Here is a 14668-nt window from a genome sequence, read left to right as displayed (position 1 = left end):
CATGAACGCCACCCTGCCGTCCGAACCGGGCATCCGCGTCAGCCTCGCCGAGCTGATCGAGATGCGCCACCGCGTGCGTGAAGTGCAGCTGTTTTCCACGCCGAGCCAGCGCAGCCCGCTGATCGGCCTGCATCACTCGAAATTCCGTGGCCGTGGCGTCGACTTCGATCAGGTGCGGGTTTATCAGGCCGGCGACGACGTGCGCACCATCGACTGGCGCGTAACGGCGCGCACGCAAGAACCGCACACCAAGCTGTTCCATGAAGAACGCGAGCGGCCGATTTTCATCATGGTCGAGCAAAGCACACGGCTGTTTTTCGGCTCGGGGCTGATGTTCAAATCGGTACTGGCAGCGCAAGTAGCGGCGCTGATCGGCTGGGCCGCGCTCGGCCACAACGATCGCGTTGGCGGGCTGGTGTTCGGCGACAACGAGCACTACGAAATCAAACCGCGGCGCAGCAAACAGAGCCTGCTGCAATTGCTCAACCGCCTGGTCAAGGTCAACCAGTCGCTGCACAGCGAGCGCGAGCCGGATCGCGATGCGTTTGGCGTGGCGCTGCGCCGTGCCCGCGAAGTGCTGCGCCCGGGCAGTCTGGTGATCGTCATCTGCGACGAGCGCGCGTTGTCCGACAGCGCTGAACAACAATTGAGCCTGCTCTCGCGCCATTGCGATCTGTTGATGCTGCCGATTTCCGATCCCCTCGATCACGCCCTGCCCGCCGCCGGTCTTCTCCGATTCGCCGAACGCGGCGCGCAACTCGAACTCGATACGCTGAATTTCGACCTGCGCCAGACCTATCGCGCCCAGGCCGAAGCACGCATCGCGCGCTGGGAATTGCTCGCGCAGAAGCTGCGGGTATTGCTGATGCCGCTGAGCACGCAAAGCGAAATGGTCGAGCAAATGCGCGAATTCCTCAATCCGCAGCGTCCGGGGAAAGGTCGATGAACGGCCTCGAACAACTGCAACCGCTGATCTCGCCGCCACCGATTGCCTTCTGGCCGCCGGCACCAGGTTGGTGGCTGCTGCTTCTATTGCTGCCGCTGCTGGGTTTCGCTGTGTGGAAACTTCGCCGTTTCATTCCGATGAAGAAACGCCCGATTGTCCGCGCCGAGCAGCCGCTCGACCCAGTGCGCATTGCCGCCCTCGCCGAACTGGCGCAAATGCCCAAACCCTACGACGGTGCTCCGGCCGGGGCGTGGTTGCAGCAACTCAACGGCCTGCTCAAACGCCTGTGCCGCAACCACTATCCCTACAGCCAGAGCCACACCCTCAATGGGCGTAAATGGCTGGCCTTTCTCGACAACCGTTGCCCGGCGGCGGGCCTCACCCGTTGGATGGTGCTGGTCGAAGGCGCCTATAAACCGGAGTGCAAACTCGATGACAAAGCCATCGCCGGCCTGACCCAAGCGGTCGATACATGGATTCGCAAACATGTTTGAGTTCGCCTGGCCGTGGATCTTTGTGCTGGTGCCGCTGCCGTGGCTGATGCGCCTGGTGCTGCCGGTCGCCGACAGCGGCGAACCAGCGTTGAAAGTCAGCTTTCTCGCCGATCTGGAAGGCCTCGCCCGCCGTCGCGCTCGCGCCAACCTGCCCGCGTGGCGTCAACAGGCGCCGTTCATGCTCTTGTGGCTGTTACTGCTGACCGCCGCCGCCCGCCCGCAATGGCTCGGCGAACCGCTGCCGATTGCTGCCAGTGGGCGTGATCTGCTGGTGGCGGTGGACGTGTCCGGTTCGATGGATTTCCCGGATATGCAGTGGCAGGACGAAGAAGTCAGTCGGCTGACGCTGGTGCAACATCTGCTCGGTGATTTCCTCGAAAGTCGCGATGGCGACCGTGTCGGCCTGATCCTCTTCGGCAGCCAAGCCTATATGCAAGCGCCGCTGACCTTTGATCGCCACACCGTGCGCGTCTGGCTCGACGAAGCGCGCATCGGCATTGCCGGCAAGAACACCGCCATCGGTGATGCCATCGGTCTGGCATTGAAACGCCTGCGCCTGCGTCCGGCGCAAAGCCGTGTGCTGATTCTGGTCACTGATGGCGCCAACAACGGCGGCGAGATCGATCCGCTGACGGCGGCAAAACTCGCTGCGAGCGAAGGCGTAAAAATCTATCCAATCGGGATTGGCGCCAACCCTGAGGACAGCGGTTCGACCGGCCTGCTCGGCGTCAATCCGAGTCTGGATCTCGACGAGCCGGCGCTCAAAGCCATCGCCGAAGTCACCGGTGGCCAGTATTTCCGTGCCCACGACGGCAAAGAACTGCAAGCAATCAAAGATACCTTGGACCAACTCGAACCCGTGACCCAACAACCGACCCAGGCCCGCCCGGCACAAGCCTTGTATCACTGGCCTCTGGCGCTGGCGCTGTGGTTGAGCCTGTTGCTGGTCGCGCGTGAATTGTGGCCGGACAACCCGCTGCAACGCCTGTTCACCAAGGAGCTGTATCTGCAAAGTCCGCTGCCTGACTGGCGTGAGCGCCTTAAGCGCTTGCGTTTGCGGAGGCGCCGATGATCGCGCTCTGGCCGCACTGGTTCCGTCCGTGGTGGTTGCTGTTGCTGCCGCTGCTGGGCTGGCTGATCTGGCAACTCTGGCATCGGCAGAAACGCGCCGGGCGCTGGCAGATGATTTTGCCGCCGGCGTTTCATGCCACCCTGCTCAGTGGCGGCAATGGTCGCGACAGCAAACTGCCGTGGGTTGCCCTTGGCGTGGCGTGGCTGCTGACGGTTCTGGCGCTACTCGGGCCGAGTTGGGAGCGCGTCGAACAGACCAGCCAGAAACCCGCCGATCCGTTGGTGGTGGTACTGGAACTGACCCCGGAAATGCTCGCCACCGACTCGCCGCCGACGCGACTGGAACAGGCGCGGCGCAAGCTCTTCGATCTGCTGCAGGCACGCAGCGATGCGCAGACCGCCATCGTCGTCTATGCCGGCAGCGCGCACACGCTGGTACCGCTGTCGGATGACCTGGCGACCAGTCGTAATTTGCTCGATGCCCTGAAACCGTCGTTGATGCCTGAAAGCGGCCATCGTGCCGATCTGGCGGTGAACAAAGCGCTGGCCCTGCTGAAACAGGGCGCGCTCGGTCAGGGACGGATTTTGTTGATCGGCTCGTCATTGAACGAAGAAGAACGCCAAGGCATTCGCCGCGCCCTCAGCGGACAATCTGCGCAGTTGTTGATGCTCGGCGTCGGCACCGCCGAAGGTGCGCCAATCGCTCAAGAGGACGGCAGTTTCCTCAAGGACGAACAGGGCGCGATTCGCGTGCCGCAACTCGACAGTCCGGGCCTGAGCGCTTTCCTCAACAGCGTCGGCGGCGAATACCACCCGGCCCGCCTCGACGAAGCGGATCTTGGCGCGCTCGGCCTGCTCAACGGTCCACGCAGCCTGCGCGACGACGGCCAGACCGTGCGCCTCGATACCTGGGCCGATCAAGGTTACTGGCTGCTGTTGCCGCTGTTGCTGCTCGCGGCGTGTGCCGGGCGTCGCGGCTGGTTGTTCTGCCTGCCGTTGCTGTTTTGCTTGCCACAGCCGAGCTACGCTTTTGACTTTGAGGATTTGTGGCTGCGCCCCGATCAACAGGGCCTGCACCTGCTCAAACAGAAGCGCCCGGCCGAGGCCGCGCAGCATTTTGACGATCACCAATGGCAAGGGGTGGCGTTGTACGAGGCCGGCGACTACAGTGGCGCCGCCCAGCGCTTCGCCGAAGGCAGCGATGCCCGCGCCCACTACAATCGTGGCAACGCCTTGGCGAAAAGCGGTGAGCTGGAAGCGGCAATCGACGCCTATGAGCAGGCACTGGAACAGCAACCGGATTTACGCCCGGCGCAGACCAACAAGTCGCTGGTGGAAAATCTGCTCAAGCAGAAAAACGCCCCCCCGCCCGCCGAGCCGGACACCAAGCCAAGCGAGCAGCAAAGTCTGCCGGGCGACGAACCAGCGCCCGCGACCACGCCGCCACCGGCGGTAAAAAGTGAAACCCAGAGCGAAGCGCAACCGAGCGAATCGGCCAGCGAACCGCCACCGACCACGCCGCCGCAGCCAGGCCCGAACGAAGTGCCGGGCAGCGATGAGGAAGAACAAACGGACACCGTGCCGACGCTGCGCCCGAGTGAAGACAACCTCGAAGGCGAGCAACGCCAGGCACTGGAACAATGGCTGGGCAAGATCCCGGATGATCCGGGCGAACTGCTGCGACGCAAATTCTGGTACGAACAGCAACAACATCAGGATCAGGAAAACACTCGATGACCCGCTTCACCGCTCTCTTGCTGCCCCTGCTGCTCTGCACGGCCACCGCCCAGGCGGCCGAGCTGACCGCCAGTGTGGATCGCAGTCGCCTGAACTCCGGCGAGACGGTCGAACTCACCCTCGAAACCAGCGACGTCACCCAGTTCGGCAAACCCGATTTGACCGCGCTGGAAGCGTTGTTCGAAGTGCGCGGCACGCGGCAGGTCAACCAGCTCAACACCCTCAATGGCGACAACCGCGCGACCACGCGCTGGATCATCACTCTGCTGCCGAAAGAGAACGGCAGCGTGGTAATCCCGCCGCTGCAACTGGGCGACGCGCAGAGCCAGCCGATCACCGTACAAGTGGTCGAAAGCGACACCCGCGAGAACAAGAACAGCCTTGACCCGGTGTTCATCGAAGCCAGCCTCGATCAGTCCAGCGTCTATGTGCAGGCGCAGGCGATCCTGACCCTGCGCATCTACCATTCGGTGTCGCTGTACGACGACAGCAGCCTGACGCCGCTGCAAATCGTCGATGCACGCATCGAGCAACTGGGCGACACGCGCACCTACGAAAAAGACCTCAATGGTGTGCGCCATGGCGTGATCGAAATGCGCTACGCGATCTACCCGCAGCACAGCGGTTTGCTGACCATTGCGCCGCAGACCTTCAGCGCCACACTGGTCGACACGCAGCCGTCTCAGGACGCCAATGCACAGGGGCCGAAACCGGGCAAACTGATGCGCGTCAGTTCTTCTGAAATCCCCCTGACCGTCAAACCCAAACCCCTGACCTATCCGGTCGACGCGCCATGGCTGCCCGCGCGCAGCCTGAGCCTCAGCGAAAGCTGGAACCCGGAACCGGAACACACTCAGGTTGGCGATTCCCTGACCCGCAGCCTGACATTGAAAGTCGAAGGCCTGGCCGCCTCGCAACTGCCGGCGCTGCCCGCCACAGACGTCAACGGCCTGCGCCGCTACCCCGATCAACCGGTGCTGAGCAACCAGAGCACTGACCGTGGCATCGTCGGCAGCCGCGAAGAACGCGAAGCGCTGGTGCCGAGCCGTAGCGGCGCCATCGACTTGCCGACGGTGGACGTGGTCTGGTGGAACACCTTCGAAGACCATCTGGAACACAGCAGCCTGCCCGCGCGCACGCTGCAAGTAGCCAACAACCCGAGCCTGCAAGTCGACACCCCGACCGGCAACCTGCAGCCGAGCATCGTCGATAACGATGTGTTGTGGTGGTGGAAACTCAGCACGCTGATCCTCGCCTGCACCACCCTCCTCGGCTTCGGCCTGTGGTGGCGCGCACGCTGGCAACCAGCGGTGCATCGCGCCGCCCAAACCGGCCCGAGCCCACGCACCTTGATGGATGACATCAAACGCGCAAGCCAGGCGAATGATCCGCAGGCGACGCGGCAGGCACTGGATGCGTGGGCGCGTCAGCAGCCGGAGACACTGGCGGACATGGCAGCGCGGTTTGTGCCGTTGTCGGATGCGCTGGATGGGTTGAATGGTGCGCTGTACAGCGAGACGGGGCAGCATTGGCAGGGTGAGGATTTGTGGCGGGCGATCCGCACTATTCCGGCGGCGGAACGGGTGCAGGATCCGGTGGGTGACAGCGGGTTGCCGCCGCTTTATCCGAAGTGAACCCACGATCCCTCAACGAACACTTGAGGGATGTATCGGCAGGTCTGACTTGCAACAAGCTGACGCTCGCCTGCCGAAGGGCACTAAGAAACTCCCCCTTCGGACTGGATAGACAGGCATCACTCTGGGTCTGTCTTGCTGCGCTGGTCAGATAAACTACAGGTGGCCAGAGCCACCCGTTCATGCCCCGGAACGCGGAAATGCGGCGTCCCCGATCAATACTTGAATTTCGTTTTCACTTGTTCGCCTTCGCGATAAGAGAGAGCAAACGCCTTCCATGGCTCACCGCGTTTAACTGCGTTTGCCTGCAACTGATCGACCAGACGAAGAATTTTCGCCCCGTTTATATCGGTTTCGGCGTTCCAGTCCTCAATTCCGTCTTTCTCGACGCCTAATTCCGTTTCTATATAGCCTTCTCCAAGTTCCACACCATATCGGAACGCGTCATAGCCATGGATTATGCCGGCTTCAACCAGCTGGAAAATCTCTTCGAAAATTTTTATATCTTCAGTGATCACTAAATAACCTCCGGAATTTGGTGGGGGTTGGATCCCTCAGTGATCGAACACAGAACGAACATGTCCCGTCAGTCCAATTAAATCCTCGTATGCCACTGGACCAAGTAAAGGTTCATGAATAGACAAATAGACCGCTGCCGTCATGTTTGCTTGCAAAGCACATTCACCCACCTCCCACAACCTTGACGGTGCAATCATCCAGTTAATCCCGGGTAGCCCTTCGCGTGACCGGCCAACAATCGACCATGATAAAGCTCCCTTGTACCCCTCCACGGCAGCCTTCAACTTGTCGCTATCAACCGTGCTAATACACTCAAATCTGAAAGCGATGAAGGGTGGCAGCGCAGAATGATCCTCCCGCTGCATTTCATTCCCCACCCTTACTTTTGGAAAACGCTGTTGATACTTTTGCCACTCCAATACGCCAATTTCAGCAATAACAGTCAGGAGATGGCCTTCTTCATTCACAACTGTCATAAATTAAAGACCTTTGATCCCTCGAGACAGACCACGTTTATTTAAACGTGGTCTGTCCCATTATCCTCCGGTATGAAGGAGGAAACGCTTCGAGATGCTGCCACGAAGCGCAGGCAACGAAGCGTAAAACGGGGACAGACTACGTTTTCGGAGGGTAAAACGGGGACAGAATACGTTTTTGGAGCACTTTCTAAACGTGGTCTGTCCCATTATCCTCCGTCCGAGCGCAGTCTATCTGTACCTGTCAGGTAAACGACAAGAGGCGGCAAGTGCCGCCTGCTGCAATCCCGGGATGCCAGAATGTGGCATCTCGAATCAATACTGGAATTTCGTTTTCACTTGCTCGCCTTCGCGATAAGACATGACAAATGACTTCCATGGTTCTCCACGCTTGTCTGCGTTGGCCTGTAATTCGCCTACAAGACGCAGAATTTTCGCGTCGTTCATATCGGTCTCGACGTTCCAGTCCTCCACTCCGTCCTTCTCAACACCCAGCTCCGTCTCAATGTATCCCTCACCCAACTCGACACCGTAGCTGAATGCATCGTAGCCATGGACGATACCGGCTTCGACTTCCTGGAAGATTTCCTGGACGATTTTTATATCTTCAGTAATCACTATATAACCTCCGGAATTTGATGGGGCTCGTTTTTAAAGAGTACGGTTTTAGCCTTCCCATCAATTATGTAAGTAACTCTCATCGCGTCAGGACGGACTGACCCTGGGTCTTCACGCACGAACCTGACGGTCGTTACACCAACTGCAGAATCGGGGACATGCAGAATCGGGGACAGACCACGTTTATTTATGCAGAATCGGGGACAGACCACGTTTATTTAAACGTGGTCTGTCCCATTTACCCCCGTTAGATGTTCATACTCCGTATGCCTCAAGAAACCCGTTGTCATTCGATTCAACGGTAAGCACTGCGTCCTCATACCCCTCAAGGTCATCGCTCAGCCAGGTTTCCCCTGGGCGCAGCAGATGAAACTTCACCGTCGCATCGAATTCGTCACCCGAAATGACTCCCTGCAGAACTCCCGGCATACATGACTTGTTCCACGTCTCAAAAACTAAAGACAGATAGGAGCACGCGCATGCCAAAAAATCAGCGTTTACAAAATCATCGGCATGGATCGAATTTACGAAACATTCATATCCCGTTCTATCTAGGAAACTCTTCAGGCTTACGTGCTTCTGGAAGCTCTCCAGACTCGCCAGAAAAACACAGCCATCCCGTTCCACGAAACCGGACCTTGCGATATCCGCCAACTCGCCGTCCAGAGAAGCACGTCCCGCACGAACGAGCATTTGCTCCATTTCACTGTTAAGTTTCACACACTTCCCTCAAGCATCACGCCACTCCGCCAAGCACCAGGTGCTGCACGGGTGTATAGCGCACGGATAGATGCCACTCATCCAAAGACGAGAGTTTTCTCGAAGTCCCATAAAAATCCGCCTCTTGCTCCAAGTCCTGACGTCTCATGTTCCGGCTCCCAAACTCAGTGGCCCAACCTGGTAGAAAGTAATATTCGGGCCATAGTTCTGCTCTGAGTTCAACACCTCTACACAGAAGATCTTCTCTGGAAACTTCTCTTTCAGCACCATGCGCCACGAAAAACCAATCACATTGCACAATTGAAGAAAAACATCATCCGAAACATCACGGGCACCCTGACCAAAAACGTCATAGATCCTCACAACATTCAATAACTGCTCAGTCTTTGAAAGATCACCGGAGGCAAGGGCAAAACACGTGTCGAACACTTCGTCTGAAAAATTTCGTCCTAAAAATACACCACCCTCGACTACCACAAAGTCAGGGAAGAGCATAGTGGAAAACATCAAAACATGGTCGGGCCTGCATTGATCAAAGATGTACGAATGAACATCCAGATCTTCTTGGCTAGACCATTGTTTTTTCCAGGAACAATACGCTTGGGTGTCAGTAACAGAAGGTATCGAATTGACCCGTTTCATTGCACTTGCTCCAAACTCTATATCGCTGTGTGAGCTATCGTGGCGCGGAGGTGGAAGCCCGACGGATTGTTCGACTTCAAAATGATATCAATATAGTGGCTCAATGGTAGGTAACCGGCGTTGGGTCGTCAATGAAGGGATTCGTCGAAATGCCCGGCTACGTCCGGTCCGGACAAGCCCTCCCGCCGCAATAATCTGTAAACTCTCCCCTCTTTCGCCGCCCATCATTTCCCCGCGGCCATCACCTCTTTAAATGTTGCGGAGTCCACCTTGCGTCTGTTCCACACCTCCGACTGGCACCTTGGGCAAAACCTGCACGGCCAGGAGCGCGATTTCGAGCATGCGTGCTTCCTCGAATGGCTGCTGCGCCAACTGCAACTGGCGCAGCCGGATGTGCTGCTGATCGCCGGGGACATCTTTGACACGGTCAATCCGCCGGTCAAAGCTCAGGAACGCCTCTACGACTTCATCGTCAGCGCCCACGAACAGCAGCCGTTGCTGACCATCGTGATGATCGCCGGCAACCACGACTCCGGTTCGCGGATTGAATTGCCCGCGCCGTTGATGCGCCGTTTGCGCACCCACGCGCTGGGTCGGGTGCTGTGGCTGGATGACGGGCAACTGGACGCCGACCGCTTGCTGTTGCCACTGCCAAATGCCCAAGGCGAAATCGCCGCGTGGTGCCTGGCGCTGCCGTTCCTGCGTCCGGCAGAGGTGACGGGCGCGCATCTGGGCGACAACTATCTGCGCGGCATCGGTCAGGTGCACGAATGGCTGATCGAAGCGGCCAACGCCAAGCGCCAACCCGGTCAGGCGCTGATCGCCATCAGCCACGCGCACATGGCTGGCGGTTCGGTGTCGGAAGATTCCGAGCGCAGCCTGATCATCGGTAACGCCGAAGCCCTGCCCGCCAGCCTGTTCGGGCCGAGCATCAGCTATGTCGCCCTCGGCCATTTGCACAAGCCGCAGAAGGTCAACGGTGAAGAACGCATTCGCTACAGCGGCTCGCCGATCCCGTTGTCGTTCTCGGAGATCAGCTATCAGCACCAGATTCTCGACGTCACCCTCGACGGCGAAACCCTGGTCAGCGTCGAGCCGAAACTGATCCCGCGCTCGGTCAATCTGCAGCGCATCGGCCCGGCACCGCTGGCCGAAATCCTGCTGCAACTGGCCGATCTGCCGAACATCGATCTGCTCGCCGAAACCCAGCGGCAACCGTGGCTGGAAGTGCGCGTAACCCTCGACGAGCCACAGCCGGATCTGCGCCATCAAGTCGAAAGCGCCCTGCAAGGCAAAGCCGTGCGCCTGGTGCGTATCGCCGCTGAATACGCCGGTAATCGTGGTGCTGACGGCGTCGAAGACGGCACCGCGCTGATCGAACTCGACCAGCTCACTCCGCAGGAACTGTTCAGCCGCGCTTGGCTCGACAACTATGGCAGCGAGGTCGACGAGCAAACGCTGAAGGACTTCGCCGAACTGCTGCAAGACGTACAACTGGAGGGCGAGCAGCCATGAAGATTCTCGCCATTCGCTTGAAGAACCTGGCCTCGCTGGCCGGGCCTTTCGAAATCGATTTCACTGCTGAACCGCTGGCCAGTGCCGGTTTGTTTGCGATTACCGGCCCGACCGGCGCTGGTAAAAGTACTTTGCTCGACGCCTTGTGCCTGGCGTTGTTTGGCGCGGTGCCGCGTCTGAACAACACTGGCCGTGACGCCAAAGTCCCGGATGCCGACGGCGAAATTGCCACCGGCGACCCGCGCACTTTGCTGCGTCGCGGCACCGGCGAAGGTTATGCCGAAGTGGATTTCGTCGGTGTCGATGGCCGTCGCTATCGGGCACGTTGGGAAGCTAACCGTGCGCGCGAGAAGGCCGGCGGCAAGTTGCAGGCCAGCCGGCAGAGCCTGCGCGACATCGATCAGGATCAACTGCTCGCCAGCCAGAAAGGTGAATACAAAACTCAGCTGGAAGCTGCGCTCGGCCTGAACTTCGAACAGTTCACCCGCGCCGTGCTGCTGGCCCAGAGCGAGTTCAGTGCGTTCCTCAAGGCCGACGACAACGACCGCAGCGAACTGTTGGAAAAACTCACCGACACCGCGCTGTACACCCGTCTCGGCCGCCGCGCCTTCGACAAGACTAAAGAAGCCCGCGAAGCGCATAAGCTGTTGCAGGATCAGGCGACCGGCGTGACCCCGTTGGCGCCCGAAGCGCGGGCCGAGTTGGATGAGCGCTTCAATGCCGCGCAACAGCAAATGAAGTTGCAGCAGGCGCAGCTCAAGCAGCTTGAGCAACAGCACGGCTGGCTCAAGGATTTACGTGTGTTGCAGGACGCGCAGCAAGCGGCCGCCGAGCAACTGCACAGCGCGCAACAGCATTCGGAAAGTCTGGCCGGCGAGCGGGTGAAACTGACGCGACTGGAGCAGCTCGGCACGCAGCGGCATCAGTTCGCGCGCAAAAGCGAACTCGATGCCCTGCTGACGCCACTGGCCGCGCAAATCGCCGCGCACACCCGGCAAAATGCCGAACTGACTGAGCGCCAGACGCAACTGGAGCAAACTCTGGAAGCGGCGAAAGTTGCCCTGAGCGAAGCGCAGCAACGGCAAAGTGAAAACGCGCCGCTATTGCGTCAGGCCTTCGAAGAGCAAAGCACCCTCGCCCGTCTGGCCAAGGATGTCGCGCAAAGTACCGAAGCCAGGCTCAATGCGCAGCAGGCTTGCACCGAGGGCCAGAATGCCATTCAAGCCTTGCTGGATAAACAGACCCAAGTCGCCGAACGCCTGCAACGCATCGCCGCTGAGCTGGAGCAAAGTACCCATCTGGCACCGCTGAGTGATGCGTGGAATGCCTACCGCGATCGCCTGCAACAGTTGATGTTGATCGGCAATCGCCTGAACAAGGGTCAGGCGGAACTGGCGAGCCTCGAAGAAAACGCCACGCGCAGCGCCGCAGAGCTGACCACGCAAAAGCAGCAACTGGAAGTACTGTTCAAAGAGGCCGGCGCCGAACCCGACGCCGTCGCTGAGCAGATCGGCATCCTCGGCACGCTGCTGCAGGACAACCGCAAGCAACTGCGCGCCTTCGAAGATTTATCACGCCTGTGGGCCACGCAACAGGATCTGGACAAGCGCAGCGCCGAGTTGCAACAGCGCCAGCTCAGCGCCCAGCAGGAACGCGAACGCCTGACTCAGGACGGCGTGAAAACCAAAGCCGAGCTGGCCATCGCCGAGCAAACCCTCAACGTCACTCGCGAGCTGCTTGAACGCCAGCGTCTGGCGCGCAGTGCCAGTGTCGAAGAATTGCGCGCGCAGTTGCAGGACGATCAGCCGTGCCCGGTCTGCGGCAGCAACGAGCATCCCTATCATCAGCCCGAAGCGCTGCTGCAAAGCCTTGGTCGTCATGATGAAAGCGAGCAGGCCAACGCCCAGAAAGTCGTCGATCAGCTCAAGGAAAAACTCACTGAACTGCGCGCCGAAGTCGTTGGCGTCATTGCTCAGCAGAAAGAACTGCTGCAACAGCAAGAACAACTGGCCGCCCAGCAGCAAGCGTTGGCGCCGAGCCTCGACGCGCATCCGCTGTCCGCGCAGTTGTTCAATCAGGATGCCGACAAGCGCGATGCCTGGCTCGCCCGGCAAAACGAGCAACTGAACCAGAGCATCACTCAGGACGAACAACGCCAGAGCGCCCTGCTCACCCTGCAACAGGACGCCGCGCGTCTGACCCAGCAATTGCGTCAGGCCGAAACCGCGCATCAGCAAGCGGCGCAGCACCTGAGCAATCAGCAGCGCGAGTTGAGCAGCGACCGTCAGCGCCTCGACGAAGAACTGGCCGCGTTCGGCAATCTGCTGCCGACCGACACCCTTGAAGCCCTGCGAAAGGAGCCGGCGGCAACGTTCCTGCAGCTTGACCGGCAGATCGCCGAACGTCTCGCGCAGGTCGAACAGCACAAGGAAGAACAGGCCGAGCAACAACAGCGGCAACAGACGCTGGAGAAAGAACAGGACCGCCAACAGACCCGTGCACAGCAGTTGCTCAGCGCCGATCAGCAATTCACGTCGCTGACCGAGCAGCAGCTCACCTGCCAGCAGAAACTAGCGCAATTGCTTGGCGAGCACAGCAGCGCCGAGCACTGGCAGCAGCAGCTTGAGCAAGCGGTTGAGCAGGCGCGCAATGCCGAAACCGGCACCGCGCAGGAACTGCAAAGCGTGCGCACGCAACTCGTGCAGAACGCTGCCGAGCTTAAGGCGCAGCAGGAACGTTTGCAGGCACTGGAAGACGAAGCGCTGGATCTGGCCGGCAAGATTGCCGACTGGCGCGCCCGCCATCCGGAGCTGGATGACGGTGGCCTCGAAGACCTGTTGCGAGTTGACGACGGGCAAGTCGCCGAACTGCGCCAGCGCTTGCAGCACAACGAAAAAGCCATCGAACAGGCCAAGGTGTTGTTGCAGGAGCGGGATCGCTTGTTGCTCGATCATCAGGCGCAGCACAACGGCAACCTCGATGCCGAACAACTGGCCAGCGCCCTCACCGACCTGCAGAACCAGTTCACCGTCAGCGAACAGCAATGCGCCGAAATGCGTGCCGAACAGGTCGAAGATCAGCGCCGGCAGAACGCCAATCAGGCGCTGGCCCAGCAGATCGCCGCTGCCTACGCCGAATATCAACGCTGGGCGCGCCTGAGTGCCTTGATCGGTTCGGCCACCGGCGACACCTTCCGCAAGATCGCCCAGGCCTACAACCTGGATTTGCTGGTGCATCACGCCAATGTGCAACTGCGGCAACTGGTCAAACGCTATCGCTTGAAACGCGGCGGCAGCATGCTCGGCCTGCTGGTGATGGACACGGAAATGGGTGATGAACTGCGCTCGGTGCATTCGTTGTCCGGCGGCGAGACGTTCCTGGTGTCGTTGGCGTTGGCGCTGGGCCTGGCGTCGATGGCGTCGAGCACGCTGAAAATCGAATCGCTGTTTATCGATGAAGGTTTTGGCAGCCTCGATCCGGAGTCGCTGCAACTGGCGATGGATGCGCTCGATGGCTTGCAGGCGCAGGGCCGCAAAGTGGCGGTGATTTCCCACGTGCAGGAAATGCACGAGCGGATTCCGGTGCAGATTCAGGTGCAGCGCCAAGGCAATGGTTTGAGCACGCTGGAGGTGAAATGAACACGCTGTATTCCTTCCGCCGCTGCCCGTACGCGATGCGCGCGCGGATGGCGCTGCGTTATTCGAACGTGCCGGTGGAGATCGTTGAGGTCAGTCTCAAGGCCAAGCCGGCCGCGATGCTGGCGATCTCGCCCAAGGGCACGGTGCCGGTGCTGGATGCGGAGGGTCGGGTGATTGATGAGAGCCTGGAGATCATGCGCTGGGCGCTGGCGCAGAATGATCCGGATGATTGGTTGCTGGCGGGTGATTCACGGATTGCCGAACTGATCGAAGCGAATGATCAGGGGTTCAAGGTGCAGTTGAATCGCTACAAATACGCCGAGCGCTACCCCGAGCAGCCGATGGAGGTTTATCGGGCTGAGGGGGCGTTGTTCTTGCAGAGTCTGGATGAACTGCTGACCGATCGCGATTACTTACTGACCGACCATGCGAGCCTCGCAGATATTGCCCTGCTGCCCTTCGTTCGGCAGTTCGCCCATGTTGATCGTGAGTGGTTTGCGCAGACTCCTTATGTTCGCTTACAGGCCTGGTTGCTGCGCTTCCTCGAATCCGAGCTCTTCACTTCGATCATGAAGAAATAACCCTTACCTTCCTGCTTTGATCGTTCCCCACGCTCTGCGTGGGAATGCCTCAAGGGACGCTCTGCGTTCCAATCGGA

13 protein-coding genes are annotated in these 14668 nt (G+C 59.7%); 8 read left to right on the top strand and 5 right to left on the bottom strand.

What is annotated here, in order from left to right; genetic code table 11:
• Nucleotide 1: 1 nt before the first annotated feature.
• The 5 genes from LOY43_RS12060 to LOY43_RS12040 are packed head-to-tail and all read left to right on the top strand — an operon-like array spanning nucleotide 2 to nucleotide 5882.
• Nucleotides 2-946, top strand: a complete 945-nt coding sequence (locus tag LOY43_RS12060) for a DUF58 domain-containing protein (protein WP_095125662.1) — start codon at nucleotides 2-4, stop codon at nucleotides 944-946.
• Nucleotides 943-1440, top strand: a complete 498-nt coding sequence (locus tag LOY43_RS12055) for a DUF4381 domain-containing protein (RefSeq protein WP_038369283.1) — start codon at nucleotides 943-945, stop codon at nucleotides 1438-1440. The genes LOY43_RS12060 and LOY43_RS12055 overlap by 4 nt, the downstream gene beginning before the upstream one ends.
• Complete coding sequence (locus LOY43_RS12050; RefSeq protein WP_258709707.1) at nucleotides 1433-2512, top strand: VWA domain-containing protein; 1080 nt, start codon at nucleotides 1433-1435, stop codon at nucleotides 2510-2512. The genes LOY43_RS12055 and LOY43_RS12050 overlap by 8 nt, the downstream gene beginning before the upstream one ends.
• A complete protein-coding gene (locus LOY43_RS12045) occupies nucleotides 2509-4248 on the top strand; it encodes a tetratricopeptide repeat protein (protein WP_258709706.1) in 1740 nt (579 codons plus the stop codon). Before LOY43_RS12050 ends, LOY43_RS12045 begins: the two co-directional genes overlap by 4 nt.
• Nucleotides 4245-5882, top strand: a complete 1638-nt coding sequence (locus tag LOY43_RS12040) for a BatD family protein (protein ID WP_258709705.1) — start codon at nucleotides 4245-4247, stop codon at nucleotides 5880-5882. The genes LOY43_RS12045 and LOY43_RS12040 overlap by 4 nt, the downstream gene beginning before the upstream one ends.
• A 215-nt stretch (nucleotides 5883-6097) precedes the next feature.
• On the opposite strand, the gene LOY43_RS12035 is transcribed toward LOY43_RS12040, so the two are convergent.
• The 5 genes from LOY43_RS12035 to LOY43_RS12015 form a co-directional block, all read right to left on the bottom strand.
• A complete protein-coding gene (locus LOY43_RS12035; RefSeq protein WP_258709704.1) occupies nucleotides 6098-6400 on the bottom strand; it encodes a hypothetical protein in 303 nt (100 codons plus the stop codon).
• A gap of 36 nt (nucleotides 6401-6436) precedes the next feature.
• The gene (locus tag LOY43_RS12030) at nucleotides 6437-6877 is read right to left on the bottom strand and encodes a hypothetical protein (protein ID WP_258709703.1); all 441 of its coding nucleotides are present in this window, start codon (nucleotides 6875-6877) and stop codon (nucleotides 6437-6439) included.
• Nucleotides 6878-7192: 315 nt separating this feature from the next.
• Nucleotides 7193-7495, bottom strand: coding sequence for a hypothetical protein (locus LOY43_RS12025; protein WP_175554550.1), 303 nt, complete (start codon nucleotides 7493-7495; stop codon nucleotides 7193-7195).
• 255 nt (nucleotides 7496-7750) lie between these two features.
• Nucleotides 7751-8215 carry a hypothetical protein gene (locus tag LOY43_RS12020; RefSeq protein WP_099758852.1) on the bottom strand — a complete coding sequence of 155 codons (465 nt, stop codon included), beginning with the start codon at nucleotides 8213-8215 and terminating at the stop codon, nucleotides 7751-7753.
• Between the two features lie 144 nt (nucleotides 8216-8359).
• A complete protein-coding gene (locus LOY43_RS12015) occupies nucleotides 8360-8857 on the bottom strand; it encodes a hypothetical protein (RefSeq protein WP_258709702.1) in 498 nt (165 codons plus the stop codon).
• A 270-nt stretch (nucleotides 8858-9127) separates the two neighbouring features.
• On the opposite strand from LOY43_RS12015, the gene LOY43_RS12010 reads away from it, so the two are divergent.
• From LOY43_RS12010 to LOY43_RS12000, 3 genes are read left to right on the top strand one after another with little or no spacing between them, the layout of a single operon-like run.
• Nucleotides 9128-10372 (top strand): exonuclease SbcCD subunit D C-terminal domain-containing protein, encoded by a 1245-nt coding sequence (locus LOY43_RS12010; RefSeq protein ID WP_093437857.1) that lies wholly within the window; start codon nucleotides 9128-9130, stop codon nucleotides 10370-10372.
• The gene (locus tag LOY43_RS12005) at nucleotides 10369-14010 is read left to right on the top strand and encodes an AAA family ATPase (protein WP_258709701.1); all 3642 of its coding nucleotides are present in this window, start codon (nucleotides 10369-10371) and stop codon (nucleotides 14008-14010) included. Before LOY43_RS12010 ends, LOY43_RS12005 begins: the two co-directional genes overlap by 4 nt.
• Nucleotides 14007-14591, top strand: a complete 585-nt coding sequence (locus LOY43_RS12000) for a glutathione S-transferase (RefSeq protein WP_258709700.1) — start codon at nucleotides 14007-14009, stop codon at nucleotides 14589-14591. The genes LOY43_RS12005 and LOY43_RS12000 overlap by 4 nt, the downstream gene beginning before the upstream one ends.
• Nucleotides 14592-14668: the final 77 nt, after the last annotated feature.

The organism is Pseudomonas sp. B21-041, from assembly GCF_024748675.1.
In the GTDB taxonomy this organism is placed as follows: Bacteria; Pseudomonadota; Gammaproteobacteria; order Pseudomonadales; family Pseudomonadaceae; genus Aquipseudomonas; species Aquipseudomonas neuropathica.
This window is presented reverse-complemented; position numbering and strand designations above follow the sequence as displayed.

Excerpts from the sequence above, each read along its gene's own strand:
- LOY43_RS12060 (WP_095125662.1), top strand. The coding sequence starts at position 2 with ATGAACGCCACCCTGCCGTCCGAACCGGGCATCCGCGTCAGCCTCGCC.
- LOY43_RS12055 (WP_038369283.1), top strand. The coding sequence starts at position 943 with ATGAACGGCCTCGAACAACTGCAACCGCTGATCTCGCCGCCACCGATT.
- LOY43_RS12050 (WP_258709707.1), top strand. The coding sequence starts at position 1,433 with ATGTTTGAGTTCGCCTGGCCGTGGATCTTTGTGCTGGTGCCGCTGCCG.
- LOY43_RS12045 (WP_258709706.1), top strand. The coding sequence starts at position 2,509 with ATGATCGCGCTCTGGCCGCACTGGTTCCGTCCGTGGTGGTTGCTGTTG.
- LOY43_RS12040 (WP_258709705.1), top strand. The coding sequence starts at position 4,245 with ATGACCCGCTTCACCGCTCTCTTGCTGCCCCTGCTGCTCTGCACGGCC.
- LOY43_RS12030 (WP_258709703.1), bottom strand. The coding sequence starts at position 6,877 with ATGACAGTTGTGAATGAAGAAGGCCATCTCCTGACTGTTATTGCTGAA.
- LOY43_RS12015 (WP_258709702.1), bottom strand. The coding sequence starts at position 8,857 with ATGAAACGGGTCAATTCGATACCTTCTGTTACTGACACCCAAGCGTAT.
- LOY43_RS12005 (WP_258709701.1), top strand. The coding sequence starts at position 10,369 with ATGAAGATTCTCGCCATTCGCTTGAAGAACCTGGCCTCGCTGGCCGGG.
- LOY43_RS12000 (WP_258709700.1), top strand. The coding sequence starts at position 14,007 with ATGAACACGCTGTATTCCTTCCGCCGCTGCCCGTACGCGATGCGCGCG.